16 protein-coding genes are annotated in these 19,553 nt (G+C 73.3%); 9 read left to right on the top strand and 7 right to left on the bottom strand.

Annotated elements, in window-relative coordinates; all coding sequences use genetic code 11:
* Window positions 1-6: 6 nt before the first annotated feature.
* Together WMF12_RS33595 and WMF12_RS33590 are read right to left on the bottom strand one after the other, a co-directional pair.
* Window positions 7-942 (bottom strand): SDR family oxidoreductase, encoded by a 936-nt coding sequence (locus WMF12_RS33595; protein WP_437740747.1) that lies wholly within the window; start codon window positions 940-942, stop codon window positions 7-9.
* A complete protein-coding gene (locus WMF12_RS33590; protein WP_437851994.1) occupies window positions 939-1,802 on the bottom strand; it encodes a lysophospholipid acyltransferase family protein in 864 nt (287 codons plus the stop codon). The genes WMF12_RS33595 and WMF12_RS33590 overlap by 4 nt, the downstream gene beginning before the upstream one ends.
* 400 nt (window positions 1,803-2,202) lie before the next feature.
* On the opposite strand from WMF12_RS33590, the gene WMF12_RS33585 reads away from it, so the two are divergent.
* On the top strand, window positions 2,203-2,673 hold the full coding sequence (locus WMF12_RS33585) for a GNAT family N-acetyltransferase (RefSeq protein ID WP_437851992.1): 471 nt from the start codon (window positions 2,203-2,205) through the stop codon (window positions 2,671-2,673).
* Here the strand turns inward: WMF12_RS33585 and WMF12_RS33580 are convergent.
* The 3 genes from WMF12_RS33580 to WMF12_RS33570 all read right to left on the bottom strand — a co-directional run bounded on the left by WMF12_RS33580 (window position 2,640) and on the right by WMF12_RS33570 (window position 7,250).
* Window positions 2,640-2,960 carry a hypothetical protein gene (locus tag WMF12_RS33580; RefSeq protein ID WP_437294315.1) on the bottom strand — a complete coding sequence of 107 codons (321 nt, stop codon included), beginning with the start codon at window positions 2,958-2,960 and terminating at the stop codon, window positions 2,640-2,642. The two genes, WMF12_RS33585 and WMF12_RS33580, sit on opposite strands and share 34 nt — an antisense overlap.
* A 377-nt stretch (window positions 2,961-3,337) precedes the next feature.
* Entirely contained in the window at window positions 3,338-5,140 is a 1,803-nt protein-coding gene (locus WMF12_RS33575; RefSeq protein WP_437851990.1) for a protein kinase domain-containing protein, read from the bottom strand.
* 217 nt (window positions 5,141-5,357) lie between these two features.
* A complete protein-coding gene (locus WMF12_RS33570; RefSeq protein WP_437851988.1) occupies window positions 5,358-7,250 on the bottom strand; it encodes a radical SAM protein in 1,893 nt (630 codons plus the stop codon).
* A gap of 153 nt (window positions 7,251-7,403) precedes the next feature.
* Here WMF12_RS33570 and WMF12_RS33565 point away from each other — a divergent pair, with 153 nt between their 5' ends.
* The 4 genes from WMF12_RS33565 (at window position 7,404) to radC (ending at window position 11,675) form a co-directional block, all read left to right on the top strand.
* Window positions 7,404-9,629: a HEAT repeat domain-containing protein gene (locus WMF12_RS33565; RefSeq protein ID WP_437851986.1), complete on the top strand. Its 2,226-nt coding sequence runs from the start codon at window positions 7,404-7,406 to the stop codon at window positions 9,627-9,629.
* A gap of 5 nt (window positions 9,630-9,634) precedes the next feature.
* Window positions 9,635-10,000 carry an exodeoxyribonuclease VII small subunit gene (gene xseB, locus WMF12_RS33560; protein ID WP_437851984.1) on the top strand — a complete coding sequence of 122 codons (366 nt, stop codon included), beginning with the start codon at window positions 9,635-9,637 and terminating at the stop codon, window positions 9,998-10,000.
* A 16-nt stretch (window positions 10,001-10,016) separates the two neighbouring features.
* Entirely contained in the window at window positions 10,017-10,745 is a 729-nt protein-coding gene (locus tag WMF12_RS33555; protein ID WP_437740741.1) for a competence/damage-inducible protein A, read from the top strand.
* 150 nt (window positions 10,746-10,895) lie between these two features.
* A complete protein-coding gene (radC, locus tag WMF12_RS33550; RefSeq protein ID WP_437851981.1) occupies window positions 10,896-11,675 on the top strand; it encodes a RadC family protein in 780 nt (259 codons plus the stop codon).
* Here radC and WMF12_RS33545 read toward each other — a convergent pair.
* Both WMF12_RS33545 and WMF12_RS33540 read right to left on the bottom strand, forming a co-directional pair.
* A complete protein-coding gene (locus WMF12_RS33545) occupies window positions 11,672-12,880 on the bottom strand; it encodes a tetratricopeptide repeat protein (protein WP_437851979.1) in 1,209 nt (402 codons plus the stop codon). The two genes, radC and WMF12_RS33545, sit on opposite strands and share 4 nt — an antisense overlap.
* A 90-nt stretch (window positions 12,881-12,970) precedes the next feature.
* On the bottom strand, window positions 12,971-13,708 hold the full coding sequence (locus tag WMF12_RS33540) for a hypothetical protein (protein ID WP_437851976.1): 738 nt from the start codon (window positions 13,706-13,708) through the stop codon (window positions 12,971-12,973).
* A 263-nt stretch (window positions 13,709-13,971) separates the two neighbouring features.
* On the opposite strand from WMF12_RS33540, the gene WMF12_RS33535 reads away from it, so the two are divergent.
* The 4 genes from WMF12_RS33535 to WMF12_RS33520 all read left to right on the top strand — a co-directional run bounded on the left by WMF12_RS33535 (window position 13,972) and on the right by WMF12_RS33520 (window position 19,539).
* Window positions 13,972-15,309, top strand: a complete 1,338-nt coding sequence (locus WMF12_RS33535; protein WP_012239102.1) for a Stp1/IreP family PP2C-type Ser/Thr phosphatase — start codon at window positions 13,972-13,974, stop codon at window positions 15,307-15,309.
* A gap of 170 nt (window positions 15,310-15,479) precedes the next feature.
* On the top strand, window positions 15,480-17,060 hold the full coding sequence (locus tag WMF12_RS33530; RefSeq protein ID WP_437851974.1) for a hypothetical protein: 1,581 nt from the start codon (window positions 15,480-15,482) through the stop codon (window positions 17,058-17,060).
* Window positions 17,061-17,122: 62 nt separating this feature from the next.
* The gene (locus WMF12_RS33525; protein WP_437851972.1) at window positions 17,123-18,589 is read left to right on the top strand and encodes a hypothetical protein; all 1,467 of its coding nucleotides are present in this window, start codon (window positions 17,123-17,125) and stop codon (window positions 18,587-18,589) included.
* 5 nt (window positions 18,590-18,594) lie between these two features.
* Entirely contained in the window at window positions 18,595-19,539 is a 945-nt protein-coding gene (locus tag WMF12_RS33520) for an RluA family pseudouridine synthase (protein ID WP_437851970.1), read from the top strand.
* The last annotated feature ends 14 nt before the right edge of the window (window positions 19,540-19,553 follow it).

The following is a 19,553-nucleotide window of genomic DNA, read 5'->3' as shown; positions in this document are numbered from 1 at the left end:
CCGGGCTCAGGGGCGGCTCGCTGGGACCGGGTGGGCGTCGCGGTACTCGCGGATGGCCTGGGCTTCGTCGATGGCGTGCTTGAACCCGGTCGCGGCGCGGAACGCGGCCCCGTCCACGACGACGGGGTACTTGATGTGGGTCAGCGCCGCGCGAGGGAGCTTCGGCAGGCCGAAGCGGCCGAACGCGTTGCGCAGCACGAACTCGGGGAGGGGCACCGCCACCCGGCCCGCCGCCCGGATGATGAGCGACAGGGGCACAGGCTGCGGACCAGAGACGTTGTAGACGCCGCGGATGCGCTTCTCGAGGGCGAGGCAGATGGCGGTCACGACGTCCTGCTCGTGCATGAACTGGAACAGCGGGTCGAACCCGAGCACGTACGGGACGCGGGGGCCGCGGAGGAAGCTCGCCAGCGTGCCGTGGCCTGTCGGGCCGAGCGTGTAGCACATGCGGAGAACGGTCGTGCAGAGCTCGGGGGCGCGCCAGAGCGCCGTGCAGGCGTAGAGATCGGCCGCGACGAGGTCGGCGAGCTCGGGGAAGGTGGACACCGCCATCGGAGGATCCTCCTCCGTGTGGTAGAGCGGCGACTCGGGGCCGGCGCCGTAGTAGGTGTGTCGGCCGACGAAGATCACGTGTTCGACCCCGCAGGCGCGGCTGTTGTCGAAGACGACGCGCGTGCCGCCGAGGTTGATCCGATACCGCTCCTCCGTCTGCTCCACGAGGTGCGTCACGGTCGCCATGTGGATGACGGCCTGGGGCCGGGTCTTGCGGAACACGTCCTCCGCGGCGCGCTTCTGCAGATCCACGTTGTGCATCTCGATGCCGGCCGGGGCGGTCGGCCACGGCCGCCGGTCGATGCCGATCACCTCGTGCCCCTCCTCGAGGAGGCGCGTCGCGACCATGCGGCCCAGCTGGCCGGTGATCCCTGGGATGAGGACCCTCATGCGTGCTCCTTCGATGAGGCGGGCCTGGGCGGCGTGGCGCCGCGAAAGTCCACCGAAAGCTTCCCGCGGCGCCGCTTTCGCCCGGCTTCGATGAGCTCTGCGATCCTCGCCTTCACCTGCTCGACGTGGCCAAGGATCACCTCGTCTTCTTCGGCGCCGGTCCCGGCGAACGTCATCGGCTCGCCGTACGTGATCTCCAGCTGGACCGGCAGCGGCGCCGGGATGAGGTACGGGGTGATCGGGATGTACGGCACGCCGAACAGCCGGCCGATCGTGTACGAGTTGGCGATGGTCGGCACCGCCTCGCCGCCGCCGACGAAGCCGAAGGGGATGACGGGCGTCCTCGTCTTCATCGCGAGCCGGACGAACCCCGATCCGAAGTGCACGAGCGAGTTGCGCTCGCTGTAGAGCTTGGCGGTGCCGCGCGCCCCCTCGGGGAACACCATGAGCAGCCGCTCGTCCTCGAGGAGGCGGCTCGCGTGCTCGGGGAGGCCGGTGAACTGCCCTGTGCGGCTCGACCAGAGCGAGGTGAAGGGGAGGCGATTGATGAACTTCTCCGCCATCCCCTCGGCCAGACGCGGAGGATCCATCGCGAAGAACATCGACGCGACCACCATCGCCCCGTCGATGGCGACTCCCCCGCAGTGATTGCCGACGAGCATCGCCCGCCCGCGCGCGGGGACGTTCTCCAGGCCCGTCACGCCCACCGAGAAGTAATGATGATAGAAGAAGTCCAGGAGGGAGAAGAAGAGACCCAGGTGCTTCTGGGAGATGCCGTAAGGATCGACCCCGAAGCTGTTGAAAGGGATCTCCAGCCGCTGGACGCGCTGGGCAATCGAGTCGCTGACGAGCAGTGTCAAGGGTCACCCTCCGGGAGGCTTCGGCGCCCGGAGGGTATGCGCGATCGGGCGAGGAGCACAACCTCCGCCAACCGCCGCAAGAGGCAGCCGGCGCAGCGGAGCCATGGACCACGCGCCGAGCGCCGGGCGCGCTCGTCGAGGATCGCTCCTCGAAACATAACGCGCCGCGGCGACGCCTTCGCGGACGGTCGTCACCGGCCCGGCCGCGCGCTCGTCGCTGGATCGTCGCTGGATCGAGGCGCCGCGCGTCGTGTGCGTGGTGCGTGTGGTGCGCGTGGTCATTGAGCAGCCGTGCTGCCCGCGGTATGGGGTCGGCCATGTCGATCCGTTGCCGCGCTTCCGCGCTCTCCGGCCGTACGGCCGGAGAACGTCCCTGCGACGCCCGCCGGGAGGTCGCCTCGTGACAGCGCTCGTGATCCGCCGGGCGGCGCCCACCGACGCCGCGCTGATCGCGGCGAACAACCGGGCCATGGCGCTCGAGACGGAGGGCAAGGTGCTGGAGGCCGCCACCACCCTCCGCGGCGCCGCCGCGCTGATCGCGGATGCCGCCAAAGGGTTCTATCTGGTGGCCGAGCACGCGTCCGAGATGGCCGGGCAGCTGATGGTCACCTACGAATGGAGTGACTGGAGAAACGGCACTTTCTGGTGGATCCAGTCCGTCTATGTGACCCCCGCGCAGCGGCGCAGCGGGGTCTTCCGGGCGCTGTATCGGCGAGTCCACGAGATGGCGGCGGACGCGGGGGACGTATGCGGTATCCGCCTGTACGTGGAGACCGCGAACGCGCGAGCGCAGTCGACGTATGTCGCGCTCGGAATGCGGCGTTCGCACTACGAGCTCTACGAGCTCGATTTGGCCTTCGGCTCGTCCTGAGGGGTCCGGCTCTCCTGGTTCGAACCAGGGGGGACGACCGCGGCCATCGACGGCCAGGAGCCCTTGACGAGGGCTCGCATCGCGGCCGTCTTCAGCGCCACCTCCCCAGGATCGAGGAAGACGCCGAGGGCCTGGCGGATGTGAGGGAGCGTGCGGATGAGATCGGCTGGCGTCATCGCTTCGGGCGGTGACACATCGCTCCGCTCGCAGGCCTCCTGGATGATCTTTCTGGCGAACGCGGGTGCGAGGCCACAGCACTCGACGACCTGCTCAAAAAGCGAGCGCATGAGCTGGTTCCCCCCGGGGTAACGTCCGACGCGCGGCGCGTCTTTCACTTGGGCGAGCACATACCGCCCTACGACAAGAATAGCCTACCTCCCCTATCGCGCTCGTGAGGCGACCACTGACGTTCTGCTGTCTTCCGTGAGCATGTAGGCGACGCCGTGCGTTCAATGTGCGATAGCGCGACCCGACGTCGCGTTATCGGCGCCGAGGTCGCGGGTGCTCGCGGTCGTCGGGGTGTTGGACGTGTCTCCATGGTCGGAGTGTTGGACGAGGCGGCGAAAAGGATCATGGCTCGCCCGGGGGGGCGCGCTGGATCCATGCGCACGTACCGTCTTGGGCTATCTCCGCGGTGACGTCGTGCGTCACAGCCCTGCGTGCGTCACAGGCCGGATGGCTTGAAGGGCGTCCGGGAGGTCGTCCGCGGAGCGCTCCGCTTCGGCTCTGGCGCCTTTGGCGCGGTCTTCGGCGCTGCGCTCCGAACGGTCGATGAGCGGGTGGCCGGCTTCGCCGTCGGGGCCGTGGATCCGCTGGTCGTGCGCGTGTCGGGCCGGCTCGTCCTCGGCTTGACGGCCGCGGGCGGGGTCGCTCTGGAGCTCGGCCGCGGGGCGGGGCTCGTCGCACGGTGGGCGGTGGGGGCAGGGACCTGCGCGGGCCCACCGGGCGCGGAGCCCTGGGTGGGCCGGTCAGGGGCGGGGCTCTGGGCGGCTCCGCCGGGAATCACGCCCTGAGCGGAGCTGTCGGGAACAGCGCCCTGAGCGGAGCCGCCGGGGACCGCGGACCCGGCCAGCTCGCCGGGATGCCCAGGCGCGGCCGCCTGGACCGGCCCGCTGGCCGCCGCGGCGGCGGGGAAGAAGGACGAGATCCGGGAGGCAGAGGCGCTCTCCGCCGTGAAGGGCGCGGCTGGCTCTTGCTGGCCGGCGGCGAGAAAGGCGCCCGCCCCGACCGCGAGCGCGACCGCGCAGGCGCTGGCGAGCACGCGGCGGCGCACGATGTGGTGCCGGCCGCGGGAGACGGCCTCGGAGACGACGGCGCCCAGCCCCGGCGCGCTGCCCTCGGCGCCCGAGTTGTCCTGCGCCGCCTCGACGCTCCGCTGGGTCAGGGGAGCGCGCTGGCTCAGGGGCAGACGATCGCTCAACGGAGAGCGCGGGCTCAGGGGCAGAGGATCGCTCAACGGAGAGCGCTGGCTCAGCGGCGATCGCCCCGACCGGGGCGCCGACGCGGGGCCGCCCCGCGCGCTGACCGGCGCGGTGAGGCTCTCCGGCGGCCCGCGCAAACCGACCTCCTTGATGAGCGCCTCCACCGCCCGGGGCGACGACACAGCGAGGCCCGGCGTCTGCGTGGCTGCGTCTTCCAGCGCCTCGGCGAACGCCGCGGCGGTCGGGAAGCGATCGTCGGGGTCGGTGCGCAGCGCGCGCATGCAGATCTGGTCGAGCGCGGCCGGCACCGACGGGACCACCCCGCGCGGACCCGTGGGCGCGCCCTGGAGGATCTGCGCGAGCAGCGCGCCGTCGTTGTCGGCCTTGAACAGGCGCTCCTCCGTGAGCATCTCCCAGAGCACCACGCCGGCGGAGTACACGTCGCTGCGACGGTCGACGTTCGCGGCCCGGATCTGCTCGGGCGCCATGTAGGCGAGCTTGCCCTTGAGCGCGTTGCCCCGCGTCGACATGAGCCTCGTCTCGGCGCGGGCCACGCCGAAGTCGGTGATGCGCGCGATGCCGTCGACGCCGACGAGCACGTTCTGCGGCGAGACGTCGCGGTGCACGAGGTTGAGCGGCTCGCCCTCGCCCCCCGTGAGCTCGTGCGCGGCGTGGAGACCCGCGAGCACGTCGAGGAAGATGCGGAGCACGATCCCGAGCGGGACGGGCCGCTTCGCCCGCGCGCACGTGCGGAGCAAGCTGTGCAGCGACGGCCCCTCGATGTACTCCATGACGAGGAACAGCGGGTCCTCGACGAGATCGAACGTCGCGACGACATTGGGGTGGCGGACCCGCGCCGCGAGGCGCGCCTCGTCGAGGAACATCGCCACGAACTCGGGCTCCGCCGCGATGTGCGGGTGCATCATCTTCAGGGCGACGAGGCGCTCGAACCCGCCGGCGCCCAGGGCCCGCCCGAGATACACCGTCGCCATGCCGCCTGACGCGATGGCGCGCAAGCTCTCATAGCGGCCCGCGTGCAAGGTCACGTGACCAGACTACACCATGCGTGGTGCGTTCTCCACGACTCCCGCGCCGCTCACGCGAGCCTCCTCCCACACGGCAGCGAGGAGAACCGGATTCTGTGTCGATGTGAGGTGCCCTGCGACCGATCGCCGAGCCCAGCGGCTCACGTGACCTGTCTCTCGGCGATCCGGGGCAGCGCTGCGCTGCGCTGCCCTGGCCGCGCGCGGGGTGGGAGCGCGATCAGCTCACGATCGGCAGCCGCCTGGCCGTCCGCCGTGAGCGCGCGTCGCCCTGCTCGCGCTCGCGCAACGCAAGGTCGTGCTCGATGATCGTCAGGGGGTTGTCGTAGGCCGGTAAAGGAAGATCCTGATTCTTCGCATAGACAGGGTGCCTACCGTGCTTCTTGTACCACTCGGCCACCGTGGCGTTGGCCTTCATCTTCTCGAGGATATTCCGCCATCCAGCCCCGGTGTTGTACGCACAGAAGCTGATCTCGCCGAGCTGCGTTCCGTACGGAATGATGCACATCTCGGTGCGGCGGAAGTCGTAATTGAACAGGTCCTGGAACCACATGCCCGCGACGAAAAGGACACGCCACTCGTACTCGCGGGCGTCGCCCTCGCCGGCGTGCGCGGCGCCCGTCTGGCTCATGAACTGCTTCACGAGCGTCGCGAGGTGGAAGCCGGGCGGCGCCTTGTCCGGCTGGTAATGGCGCAGCAGCGCTGCGACGACCTGCGCCTTCGTGAGGGCGCGGCTGTGCCCCGCGTCGAAGATCGCGCGCAGGTCGGAGAGCAGCCCTTCGACATCGATGAAGTCGAGCAGCGGGACCATCTGCTTCGTCTTCTTGTGGACGAACAGCGCGGTCCCGATCCCGCAGTTCGGGTGGCAGCCGCAGTTGATTTGCCCCCAGTCCTTGTCGGGGCCGTCGAGGAGGTCGGTCACGTTGCCGAAGGGGCTGAGCGCCGACAGGGGGAACCAGTCGCGCAGCGGGTCGGTCACGCCGGTCTGCCGGGCGATGTCGTGCGCGAGGTGGCTCAGCGTATAGCGCTGCTTCTCGCGCAGCTCGTCGGAGATGTCCTCGTCGCGGCCGGTGAAGCTGACCGGCTGGAAGCTGACGACGGTGATCTTGTCGGCGTTCTGGACCGCAAAGTCGATGATGGGCCCCACCTGATCGTTGTTGACCCCGTTGACGATCGTCACGACCAGGATGACGTCGATCCCGGCGGCCGAGAGCTCCTCGATCGCCCGCAGCTTCACGTCGTAGAGGTTCCCGATCTTCCGGTGGCCGTTCGCGGCGTTCGTGACCCCGTCGAACTGCAGGTACGCCATCCGGAGGCCCGCTTCCTTGGCCTTCCTGGCGAAGCCCGGCTCGTCCGCGAAGCGGATCCCGTTCGTCGCGCACTGCACCGCGAAGTAGCCCTTCTCGCGCGCGTACCGGATCGCGTCGAGGAAGTGCGGGCTCAGCGTCGGCTCGCCGCCGGAGAACTGGATCGACATCTGGCGGCGCGGGCGCACCGCCGCCGCGTCGTCCAGGATCCTCGTGATCTCCTCCCAGGAGAGCTCATGCACGTAGCCGACCTGATTGGCATCCATGAAGCACGGGTCGCACATCATGTTGCAGCGGTTCGTCAGGTCGACCGTGAGCACCGCGCCGCGACCGTAACGGATGGTGCTGGATCCGTGGTTGTGGATCCTGTCCTTCGTCATCTCGACGTCGCGGCCGCCGAAGAGGCGCTCGATCCGCGCCAGGAACGCCGGGTCGATCGAGATCGTGTCCGAGAAGAAGCCATGCTTCGGGCACGTCTTCTCCATGACCACGCGCCCTTCGCGCGCGACGATGCTGGCGCGGATCTCCCCGGGCTTGTCCGTGATGAGCTTGGTCCAGTCCGCCCTGCCACTCAGGATCTCGTCGCGCGCCTCCTTGACGCAGCGCGGGCACAGGCTGTCCGTCTCGCGAGGCCAGCCGAGCGGGGGCTTCGTGCGCTCGCCGCCCCTCGGGATCGGCTTGTCGCTCCACTTCGGGTGAAACGGCCTGGGCTCGCCGCCGAGGCGGCTCAGTCGCTGCAAGACCGGCCACGCCTTGTCGGCGGAGACCGTGATGGCCTTTTCCAGTGTCCGTACCAGGTCGATCAAGCGTCACCTCTCTCACAGCCGCATTTCGCGGCTGCACGGTAGGTCGACCTAGCGCGTGCTTCCATCAAATTCCAGGCTGTCACGCGGCGCTGACACGGCTCGGCCTGGGGCGTGACAGCGGGCCGTCGATCGCGGGATAGTGCGGCGCAGCGAATGCGATTCCTCCCTGGAACCCCCCGCGCCCTGGGCCTCGCCGCGGCGCTCGCGGCCACCGCGATGGCGGGCCCGGCAGCGCCTCAGCCGGTCGCGCGGACCGCCCGGGCGCCGCAGGCCGCGGAGGAAGGCGGCAAGGCGTCCGCGGGGGCCGAGGCCGGCGCGACGCCGCTGCGCGGCAGCCTCGGCGTGCCCGTCGCCGAGCGGCTGCTCTCGTCGAGCGACCCGGCGGCGCGGCTCCGCGGCATCGAGCGCCTCGGGGCGATCGGCACCGAGGAGGCGGTGAGCGCGCTGCTCGCCGCGCTCGAGCAGCACGGCGCCCCGGGGGCGCGCGATCCCAGGACGCGCCTCGCGGCGGTGCGGGCGCTGGCGCCGCACGCGCAGCGCGACAGCGTGCGCCAGCTCCTCGCGCGCGAGCTCTCGGAGAGCGCGCCCGCGCGCGGCGCCGCCTCGCCGCTCGGCGAGGTGCTGCGCGGCACCGCCGCCCTCGCGCTCGCGCGCACGGGCGAGCGGCGCGCGCTCGGCGTGCTCGTGAACGCGATCGTGCAGGGCGGGGCCGCGGGCGAGGCCGCCGCGCGCGCGATCAAGGCGCACCCGCCAGCGTCGCTCCAGCTCCTGCTCGGCAGCCGCAAGCGGCTCGAGCCGGCGCTCGCGAGCTTCCTCGGCGATCTCGGCGATCTCCGGGCGATCGCGGCGCTCCGGCCGATGCTCGAGGGCGGCGACAGGGCGGCGCAGGTGGCCGCGGCGCGCGCCCTCGCGCGCCTCGGCGACGAGGCGGCGCTGGCGAAGGCCCGCGCGTGGCTCCGCAAGCCAGAGCCGGGGCTCTTCGAGCCGACGGCGGAGATCCTCGTGTACCTCGGCGCGCCGGAGGCGGCCGACGCCGTGGCCGCGCTGCTCGGATCCGAGCTCGGGCGGATGGAGGGGCTCAGGCTGGCCGAGCTCGGGCCGGCGGCGCGGCTCGTGCCGGCGCTCGCGCGCGCTCTCCCGCTGCTCCCCGACGACGCGCGGCCCCGCGCGGTCGCGGCGATCGGCCGCGCGGGCGGCGCGGAGGCGGCGCGGCAGCTGCGCCGGGTCCTGAACGAGCGCCCCGAGCTGGCGACGGCGGCCGCGTTCGCGCTGGCGACGATGCCCGGGGCCGAGGCGCGGGCCGCGGTCGCGGAGCTCTTCGACGGCCCGCGCGCCGCGAAGGACGCGGACCTCCGCAGGCTCGGCCTGCGCGCCGGGGTGGTCCGCGGGCTCGTGCTGCACGACGCGCCCGAGGCGCTCGAGGAGCGGCTGCTCGCCGCGCTCGCCGCGCCGAGCGGGTCGAGCGATCGCGCCGTCGGGGTGTTCGGCGCCGTGGCGCTCGGCCTCCGCGACGCGGTCGATGTCGTCGGCGCCTGCTCCCCGTCCTCCTGCGATCGCGCGGCGGTCCACGCGGCGGCGCGCGGCGCGCTCGCTCGGGGCGAGCGCGCCCTCGCCGCCCTCGCGCCGCTCTTCGCGGCGCTCGCCGCGTCGGGCGCCGGGTCGCCGCCCGGCGCCGCGAGCGCCGCGAAGAGCGGCGACCCGGCGCCCGACGCGGCGGCGATCTCCGCCGGCGTCGCGCTGCTCGCGGAGCCCGGGGGCGGGGCGATCGCGACCTCGCGGCTCGCCGCCCTCGCGGAGGCGGGCGGACCGCTGTCGCCGCTCGCCGCCCGCGCGCTCGCGGCCCGCGACGACGAGGTGGTCCGCGGCAGGATCGAGCGGCTGCTCGAGGGGGGCGATCCCGTCGTGCGCGCGCACGTCGCGCTCGGCCTCGGGAGCGACCCCATGCCCGACAGCGTCTCCCTTCTCGCCCGCGCGTACCGCTTCGAGGACGACCCCGCGGTGCGCCGCGCGATCGTCCGCGGCCTGTCCCGGCGCACCGAGGTGCAGCGCAGGCGCGTCCTCGTCGCGGCGCGGGACCTCGATCCTGACGAAGGGGTGCGCGCGCTCGCGCGGGCCGCCCTCTCCGGCGCCGACGCGCGGGCGCTCGATCGGCCGCGCTCCGCGCTGGCGACGGGCGTCGTGTGGGTGGCCATCGTCCCGAACGACCGGAGCGCGTCCGGGAGCGCTTCCTCGCGTCCGGCGCGGCTCGTCCGGCCGGATGGGCTGGCGGTCCCCGTCGTGGCCGATCCCGACGGCGTGCTCCTCGTGCCGGCGGTGCCGCCCGGCGCGAGCGCCGTCCTGCTTGCGCCGGCCGCACCCCCGGGGGACGCTGGCTCATGACGACGATGAGCAACGCGACGGACGAGGGCGGCGCGGGCGTGGAATCACGCGCCGAATCACGCGTCGAATCGAGCGCGGAGCCCGGCGCCGCCGGGGCGTCGGCGAAGGCCGAGGCCGACCGCGCTCCGCGGAGCGGCGACGCGGGCGCCGGCGCGATGTCGTTCGAGGAGTCGACGCGCCGCCTCGCGAAGATCGTCGCGGAGCTCGAGGGCGGCGATCTGCCGCTCGAGCGCGCGCTCTCGCTCTTCGAAGAGGGCATCCGCCTCTCGCGGTCGGCGCAGGAGCGCCTCGATCGCGCGGAGAAGCGCGTCGAGGAGCTGCTCGGGATGGACGCCGACGGGCGCCCGGTGACGCGCGAGTTCGAGAGCTGAGCGGAAGAAGGGTGACATGAGGACCGCAGCGGCGCTGATCATCGGCAACGAGCTGCTCAGCGGGAAGATCGCTGACGAGAACCTGTTCGTGCTGGCGGGCACCCTGCGCGCGCTCGGCGTCAGGCTGGAGCGGGCGGTCATGGTGCTCGATGAGATCGAGGTGATCGCCGCCGAGGTGCGGGCGCTCGCGGCGTCGCACGACTGGGTCTTCACGAGCGGCGGCGTGGGCCCGACGCACGACGACCTGACGATCGCGGGCGTCGCGCGCGCGTTCGGCGTGCCGGTGGTCAGCGCGCCCAACATCGAGAGCCTCCTGCGCGATTACTACGGCGATCGGCTCACCGAGGGGCACCTGCTCATGGCCCGCATCCCGGAGGGCGCGCGGCTCGTGACCGGCGGCAGCGCCGCGTGGCCCGGCGTGGTGATGCGCAACGTGTGGATGCTGCCCGGCGTGCCGCAGATCTTCCGGGCGAAGCAGGCGCTCATCCAGGCGGAGCTCTCCGGCGGGGCGCCGTTCGTCTCGCTCGCGGTGTTCACGACCCTCGACGAGGGGCAGCTCAAGCCCATGCTCGACCGCGTGGTCGAGGCCCACCGCGACGTCGACATCGGCTCTTATCCGAGGTGGTCCGGCGTCGAGTACCGCACGAAGCTCACGTTCGACGGCCTCGTCGAGGCGAGGGTGCGCGCGGCGCGCGACGCGTTCGCCGAGAGCCTCCCCGCGGAGACGATCGTCCGCGTCGAGTGACGCGCGCGCGTCTCCGTTCCCGCTCCGGGCGATGGCGCGCAGCCCTGGCGGCCGCCACCCTCCGCCGCCGTTCCGCCGCCTCGCCGGCGCGCGCGCCCCCGCGGCGCCCCGGGCCGGCAGGCGGGCCCGCCGCGTGCTTGTCGCTCGCGCATGAGCCCGTGGAAGCGCGCCGCCCTGCTGTCCGATCATCTCCCCGAGACGTGCACCGACGACCCCTCTGCGCTGGCCGCCTTTGTCGGCCCGCGAGAGCGAGCGCTCGAGGAGGGGATCTGGTCGCTGGGCGACGCCGACCTGCTCGCGATCGTGCTCGGCACAGGGCTGGTCGGCACCCCCGTGACGCTCGTCTCCGCCGCGCTCCTCTCGCGCTTCGCCGGGCTGGAGGGGCTCGCGCGGCTCGGCCCGCACGCGCTCGCCGAGCACCCCGGCCTCGGGCTCGCGAAGGCGCTCCGGATCGCCGCGTCGCTCGAGCTCGGGCGGCGCGCCTTCGAGCGCGCGGTGCGCCCGCGGCCTCCGGTGCGCACCTCGGCCTCGATCGCGGCGTGGTGCGCGGCGCAGCTCGGCCCGCTCGATCACGAGCAGATGTGGGTGATCTCGCTCGACGGCCGCAACGGGATGAGGGGAGCGCGCAGGGTCGCGCAGGGCGGGCTCCACGGGTGCTCCGTCACGGCCAGGGACATCCTGCGCGCCGCGCTCTCGGACGCGGCCTCGGCGCTCGTGCTCGTGCACAACCACCCGAGCGGCGACTCGGCGCCGTCGCCCGAGGACGTGGCCATGACCAACGCGGTCGCCGCCGCCGGCGAGGTGATCGGCGTGCCGCTCGTCGACCACGTCATCCTCGCGCCGGACGGGCACTACTCCTCGCTGCTCGATCTCGGGATGATCGCGCCCGGCGACGCGCCGCGCGGCGCCACCCCGCCGAGCCGAGGCTAGGCGCGCTGGCCGACCAGGAGGCCGTGCCGCTCTCCGCCGGGCGCCCCGCCGGTGCCTGGCACGCTCGCGAACCGCAGCGTCGCGCCGCCCCAGTCGACCGACGGGCTCCCCTTCAGCAGCGAGGTATAGAGCGCGCTCGCCTGCGTCATCGGGCAGCCGATCGCCTCGCGCACGAGCGTGAGCGACGCGCCCGTCGCGTAGCTGACCGGCGCCTGCCGGCCGTCCTCGCCGATCACCGTGACCTTGAAGACGTCGTCCTCTGCGCGCGCGGCGCGGTCCGGATCGGTCAGCGCGAGGTGCAGCGCCTCGATCGCGCCGCTCCCGGGGCCCCTGCTCGGGTCGAGGGTCACGTGGAGCTCGAGGAGCGGCGCCGTGTAGCGGACGATCTGCCGCGCTGCAGCGCCCTCCGCCGTCGCGGGCGCCGCGCGCGCCTCGCGGCGCCTGAGCTGCGCCTCCATGACGAGCGCCGACCGCGCGAGCTCCCGCTCCGTCTTGCCGAGCAGCCGGCGCGCGCGCATCTCGGCGAGCGCGCGCTGCAGCACCTCGCGGTTCCTCGCCGCCTGCTCGTGGCTCCGCTCGCGCGCGAGCAGCGCCTCGAGCTCGCCCAGCGCTCGCTCGTGCTCCCCGATCGACGCGAGCGCGTCCGCGAGCGTGAGCCGGGCGTCGGCGAACGAGGGCGCGCGCCTCACCGCCTCGCGGTAGGCCGCGATGGCCGGCGCGATCTCCCGCCGCGCCTCGTGCGCGAGCCCGAGCGCGAAGGCCGCCCGCGCGTCCTCCGGCGCCGCCTCGCACGCGCGCGCGAGCCAGCGCGCCGCCTCGTCGTAGAGGCGCAGATCGTAGAGCACGACCCCGAGCTCGCGCAGCGCCCGCGGATCGGGCGGCTCGATCGCCGCGCCCCGCCGGAGCTCCGCGGCCGCCTCGTCGAGCCGGCCGAGGCGGACCAGGGCGCGGGCGTAGGCGAGGCGCGCCTCGATCAGCTCCTCCCCTCCCTCCTCCCCTCCGCCGGGTTCCACCCCGCGCGCGAGCGCCCTCGCCGCGTCCGCCCAGCGCTCTTCCGCCGCGTACGCGGCCCCGAGCGCGAGCCACGCTCCCACGTCGTCCGGCGCGCCCGCGACGTGCCCCTCGAGCCCGGCGATCCCGCCCGCCATGTCTCCGCGGCCCAGCAGATCGAGCGCGCGCGCTCGCTGCGCTCCGGACGACGTCATGGCGGCAGCGTACGCCGGCGCGGCGGCGCGGGTCGAGCGCCCGAGCGGGCGGGGCCTCACCCGCGGCGGGCCTCACCCGCGCCTTCGGCGTCAGTAGCCCTGCGGGAGATCGCCCGCCAGGCACGAGACGGTGTTCGGCGCCCCGCGCGACGACCACTTGGCGCCGGTCGGCACCCCGCCGTCGAAGCGCACGCCCTCGTGTGGATCCCACGACGGCGTCTCGCCCGGGCGCAGGGAGTGCGTCCCGCTCTGGTAGAACGCGATGATGTACGTATGCCCCGCGACGCGGCAGCCGAGCCGCCTCGCGAGCGCCTGCGCGAAGGACCGGCCGGTGTGGCCGAAGGCGCTGCAGCAGCGGAGCCACACGAGGGCGTCCGGCCCCGCGAGCTCGGCCCTCAGGGCGTCGAGCGCCTCGTCGAGCGGCGAGCCGGGCCGGAGCGCGGCCTCGTCGAGCCGCGTCGCGCCCATGCGCATGTACCCCCAGCCGCCGTGCCCCCAGGCCTGCAGCGACGCGATCTTCCGGCCGCGCTCCCGCGCCGCGCGCGCCGCCCAGCCGAGCGCCTCGGCCCAGCTCGCGGCGGACTGCCACGCGTCGGCCGCGCCCGTCATGCGGTGCAGCAGCGCGCCGGCGCGCCAGATCGGCGTGAGCCCGATCGTCGCGCCCACGGCCTCACCCAGGACCTCGAGGTCCCCGGTCTCGGCGGAACCGGCGGAGTCCGCCGCAGCTGGGTGCGCGCGCGCCGCCGCGCCATCGCGCCGCCTCGCGCCGTTTGCCCGCCGCGCGCTACCCCACCCGACGTCGGTGTTATCGAAGAGGACGAGCCGCATACAACCCCCCATTCTACGCGCTCCGAATGTACCGCCGCTCGCAACAGCGGCCACGCGGTCGATTCCCCACCCGCCCCCCGAGCGCCTCCCGACGCCGCACGCGGCGCGCCGCACGCGCCGTACGCCAGCGGGCACGCCCCGGGCGCGGCGAGGGCGCGATGGACGGGAGGAGGTCTTCCGTCGACGTCCTCCACCGTCTAGTTCGCGGTGGGCGCAATCGGTAGTGATTTCCTCCCGCGCCCTCGGTTAGCCTGCCCGAACCGATGGGCCTGTCCGAAAACATCAGGTTTTATGCGGCCACTGACGTCGGCCGCATGCGGGACCACAACGAGGACAACTACCTCGTCGACAAGAAGCTCGCGCTCTTCGTGGTCGCCGACGGGATGGGCGGGCACGCCGCAGGCGAGGTCGCGAGCGCGCTCGCCGTCCGCATCATCCACGAGGAGCTGAAGAAGGAGCGGGACCTCATCGAGAACCAGGCGCGCAGCAACGTGCGGCGCGCCGCGATGAAGGAGGTCCTCAGCCTGCTCGAGCACGCCGTCCAGCGCGCGTGCGCCCGGATCCACGAGGAAGCGAAGGCCGACACGACGAAGCGCGGCATGGGCACGACGCTCTCCGCCCTCCTCATCGCCGGCTCGCACGGCTACATCGCGCACGTCGGCGACAGCCGCATCTACCTCCTCCGCGAGGGGCGCATCCAGCAGGTCACCGAGGACCACACCGTCTACAACGAGCTCATCAAGCGCGGGAAGCTCACGCGCGATCAGATCGAGAAGGTCGCGCAGAAGAACGCGATCACGCGCGCCGTCGGCGTGTACGAGCGCGTCGAGGTCGACACGCTCACGATCGAGGTGCTCCCGGGCGATCAGTTCCTCCTCGCGTCGGACGGGCTCCACGGGTACATCGCGCACACCGCGGAGCTCGAGCCGTTCTTCGAGGAGGAGAACGGCGAGATCGCCGCGAACGGCCTCATCGATCTCGCGAACAGGAAGGGCGGCAAGGACAACATCACCGCGATCCTCGTCCGGCTCGGCCAGGGCGACCACCGCGACAGCGTCCGCGCCCGGCTGCTCGCGCTGAAGCGCGACGTGCTCGCGAAGATGCCGCTCTTCGCGCGCCTGCAGGAGCGCGAGATGCTCCGGGTCATGCAGGTCGCCGAGGTGCTCTCGTTCGAGCCCGGCCAGATCGTGGTGCGCGAGGGCGATCGCGGCGACGAGCTCTTCATCGTGCTCTCGGGCCTCGTCCGGATCATCCGCGGCGAATCGGTGCTGAGCGAGGTCGGCCCGGGCGAGCACTTCGGCGAGATGGCCCTCATCCGCAGCATGCCGCGCTCGGCCACCGTCTCGGCCGTGGAGCAGAGCGAGCTCATCGCCGTCCGGCGCGCCGATTTCTTCGAGATCCTCCGCAAGGAGCACGAGCTCGCCGTGAAGCTGCTCTGGCAGTTCCTGGGGGTGCTCGCCGACCGGCTCGATCAGACGTCGCGCGACCTGAGCACCGCCCGCGAGGAGCTCGCCGCGGAGGACATCACGAGCGAGATCTTCCCCGACAGCGAGGAGGGGAAGAGCCCGTTCGCCCCCGAGGAGCGCTCCTCGGCGCGCTGAACGGCGCCCCCGCGGCCGTGGCCGAGCGGAACGGAGCGGAGCGGAGCGGAACGGAGCGGATTGCCGCGGCGGGAGCGGCGGGGCGGGACCGCGCGAGCCGGGCGAGCGATTCGCGGATTGACACCCTCCTACCCCGGCCGGTAGCGTCCGTCCGACGGATAACCATGAGCATGCACGGCAGAAGGTACTGCGAAGGCCATCTCGCTCGCGTCGCCATCAACGTGGCTGGGGGCTCGGCGTTCGCGTCGCTCGCGGCCCTAGCGGCGGCTCTCCTCGCGGCGTCCCCCGCGGCCGCCGACGAGCCGCGGAGCGCCACCGAGCCGCGGCTCATGATGGAGACCGGCGAGATCACGAGCGTCGTCGACGCCTTCGACGACGGCGACACCTTTGATCTGAACTTCAGCTTCGGCTTCGAGTACGCGACGAAGAGCGCGAAGATCCGGCGCGAGACGAGCATCGCCGGGCCGGGGCTGTCGTCGGGCGGCTACACGTCGAACCTGCTCAACGTGGCGACCTACAACGAGGCGACCTCGAAGCTCAACTTGCGCCTCGACGTCGGCCTCTACCGGGACCTGGCGCTCTACCTCAGGATGCCGCTCATCCTGAACCACGCGCGCGAGCTCACCGATCTCAACGGCAGCGCCGGGGCGGAGGCGCAGGCCGTCGCGCTCGCGGGGGCCCCCGGGGAGCAGCTGTTCCAGATGCCCTTCACGTCGCCGAACCGGAGCGGCATCGAGTACCTCGCCGTCGGCCTCGACGTGAACATCATGAACCAGGCGCGCGACCGGACGAAGCCGACCTGGCTGTTCGGGGTCGAGGGGCGCTTCCCCGTGAGCGAGCCGATGCACGCCTGCACCGAGTCGCCGAAGAGCGGCCAGGTGAAGTGCGCCGATCCGACGGACGTCAACCGGAACAACAGCAGCGACAGCGAGTTCGAGGGGCAGAGGGTCGCCCAGCGCGACCCCGGCGTGTCGCGCGGCACCATCGGCCTCGAGGTCCACACGTACCTGTCGAAGCGGATCAAGTACGTCGAGCCGTACGGCGGGTTCAAGGCGCTGTTCGAGTTCCAGCAGGAGTCGAGCGACTACGGCCTCACCGACCTGAAGACGTCGCTGGTGAACCACCCGCCGCTCGTCGGCAGCGTGATGCTCGGCGTGCTGATCGTCCCCTGGGAGAACCGCGAGAAGTACACCGGGCTCACGCTCGATCTGCGCTTCACCGGCGAGTACCACTCCGAGGGGCGCGACTACTCGGAGCTGTTCGACGCGCTGGGCTCGAGCGACGCGAGCTCGCTGCGCCAGCCGCAGTGGGCGGCGTTCCGCGACAACGACGCGTACGACCCGGACCTGTGCAGGACGGGCGATGCGAGGGCCTGCTCGCCGTCGATCGTCGACGAGGGCTCGCAGCGGACGTACTTCACGGGGCTCAGCGACGTCCAGCCGTACGGCTCGTACCGCGCCTCGGCGAGCGTGACGTGGCGGGCGGCCGAGCTCGTGAAGTTCCAGATCGGCGCGGGCTTCCGCCACGACGGGGGGCACGGCATCGGCGGCGACCAGCCGTGCAACTCCCAGTTCAAGGACAGCCTCGGGGCGGCAGGGCCTTGCCGCCGCCAGGACGCGGACGGGCGCCTCACCGTCACCGGCAGCCCGAACCCCAACTACCGCCCGACCATCAACGCGGTCGGCCGCCGCTTCTACGTCAACGACAGCAACACGTTCGACCTCTTCGCGAGCGGCACGTTCATGTTCTGATCGACGCCCCGAGCGGCGTGGCCATCGCGGCGAGCGTCGCCGTTGGCCGAAGCAGCAACCCCATGATCGACCCCTGGCACCTCCGCGGTGGCGCGGGCGCCCTGGCGCTCGCCGCGGCGCTCGCCGCGGCGCTGCCAGCGTCGGCTCAGCCTGAAGGCGCGGCGTTGCCCGCGCGCTCCGGAGGAGACGAGCGATCGGCGCAGCCGCCGCGACCCGATCGGCCGTCGCGATCGGCCGTGGTGCTCGCGACCGCGGTCGCGCCCGGGGCCGAGGAGCGCGCCGCGCCGCTCGCCAGCGCGCTCGACGCGCTCCTGTCGGACACGGCGCAGGACCTCGGCCTCTCGGTGGATCTGGCGGGCCGCGTCGCCTCGCGATCGCGCCCCGACGAGGCCGAGCTCATCGAGCGCGCGCGCTCCGGCGACGAGCTCTTCATCGCGCCGAGCCTCGAGCTGCGCGGCGACGAGGTGGAGCTCAGGCTCGCCGTTGCGTCCGGCGGATCGAGGTCGCTGAGGGTGCGGGTCGAGCGCGTCGCGCGGGACGACCTCGCGGCGCGCGCCGCGGTGATGCTCCGCGATCTCCTGGCCGAGCTCGACGCCGGCGCCGCCGCGGCCCCTGCGTCGGCCCGCGAGGCGCCGTGCCCCGAGCGGTGCCGCGGGCGCCTCGCCACGCCGGCGCGCAGCATGGGGAAGGCGACGCTCGCGGCCAACGCGACGCTCTACGGAGGCCTCGTGGGCTTCTCGATCCAGCGATCGAGCGGCTCGGACGATCCGCGCCTGCTCTATCCGCTCCTGGCGGTCGGCGCCGGCATCGGGCTCGGCGGCGCGATCATCATCGCGGAGGAGTGGGACGTCGGCGTGGCCGACGCGTGGTACCTCGGGTCCGGCACGTGGTGGCCGACGATCGCGGGGCACCTGATCTACCAGGGCCGCTTCGCGCAGCACGCGGCGGATCCGGCCCAGGAGCGCTGGGCGTCCGGGCTGATCGGCGGGACCGCCGGGATCACGCTGGCGGCGCTCGGGCTCTCGCTGGGCCGGATGTCCGAGGGCGGCGCGCTGATGGCGCAGTCGGGCGGCGGGCTGGGGCTCATGCTGGGCGGGCTTGTCGAGTGGGCGGGGCGGGGCGACGTGCAGCGCACGCCGATCGCTGGCATGGGCTACGGCGCGGCGCTCGGCTGGCTGGCGGCGGCCGCGGCGGCCACGCAGCTCGACGTCACGCCGTCGGAGATCCTGGCGATCGACGTGGGCGCGATGCTCGGCGGGCTGGGCGCCGCCGCGCTCGCCAGCCCGCTCGTGTTCGAGTCCCCGACCGAGGCGCAGCAGCGGGCCTGGGTCGGCGCCACGGCCGCGGGCTTTCTGCTCGGGGCGGGCGTAGCGTGGCGCGTGACCCGCCCTGCCGGCGCCGGAGCCCGCAGCGCGGGCCCCTCGTGGAACCGGTTCGGCCTGCCCATGTTGGGAGTGATAGGAGAGAGCGTGGTCGGGAGCCGGCGAGCGCCCGCGCTCGGCCTCGGGTGGCAGGGGGCGATTCCGTAGGAGCTATGAAGATCACGATCACCGAGCTGGATGCAGGGACGCGCCTCGACAAGCTGCTCGTGCAGCTTCTCCCCGGGCTGGGGCGTGCGGGCGCGAAGCGGCTGTTCTCCGAGGGGCGCGTGCGCGTCCTCGGCGTGGGGAAGAGCGGCGCTGGCCGGCGCGCGTCGAAGGGCGACGTGGCGGCGGCCGGCGAGGTGCTGGAGGTCGACGTCGAGCCGACGGAGGCCTCCGGCGCGGCGACGCCGGATCCTTCCGCGCCGCTCGACGTGGTGCTCGAGCGCGACGACCTGGTGGTGGTGAACAAACCCGCCGGGGTGCCGACGGCGCCGCTCCATCCGGGCGAGCGCGGGACGGTCGCGAACGCGCTCGTGGCGCGGTACCCCGAGATGGCGGGCATCGGCTTCTCTCCGCGGGAGCCCGGGCTGTGCCACCGGCTGGACACGGACACGAGCGGCCTCGTGCTCGCGGCGCGCACGGCCACGGCGTTCGCGGCGCTCGGCGCCGGGCTGAAGGAGGGGCGGCTCGACAAGCGCTACCTGCTGATCTGCCAGATCGGCGATCTTCCCGAGATGGGCTCGATCGAGGTGCCGCTCGCGCCGCACCCGAAGGACAAGAAGCGGGTCTACCCGTGCATCCACCCGCGCGACGTGGCGCGATACGCCCCGAGGCCGGCCGCGACGATGTACAAGCGCGTGCGGCAGGTGGGGCTCTGGGAGCTCGTCGAGGCGCGGGCCCCGCGGGCGCTGCGGCACCAGATACGGGCGCACTTCGCGTCGGTGGGGCACCCGCTGGCCGGCGACGTGCTCTACGGCGGGCCCGCGGTGGAGGGGCTGAGCCGCCACGCGCTGCACGCGCACTACATCGGGTGGGGCGGCAGCGACGCGGTGCCTGCGTTCGTGGTGACGTCGTCGCTGCCCGCGGACATGGCGGCGCTGGTCGGCGAGGCCTGAGCCGCGCGCCGCGT

Source organism: Sorangium sp. So ce363 (genome assembly GCF_051520435.1).
GTDB classification, from domain to species: Bacteria; Myxococcota_A; Polyangia; order Polyangiales; family Polyangiaceae; genus Sorangium; species Sorangium cellulosum_B.
Note: the sequence above shows the minus strand (reverse complement) of the source record. Positions and strands in the feature narration are given on the sequence as shown.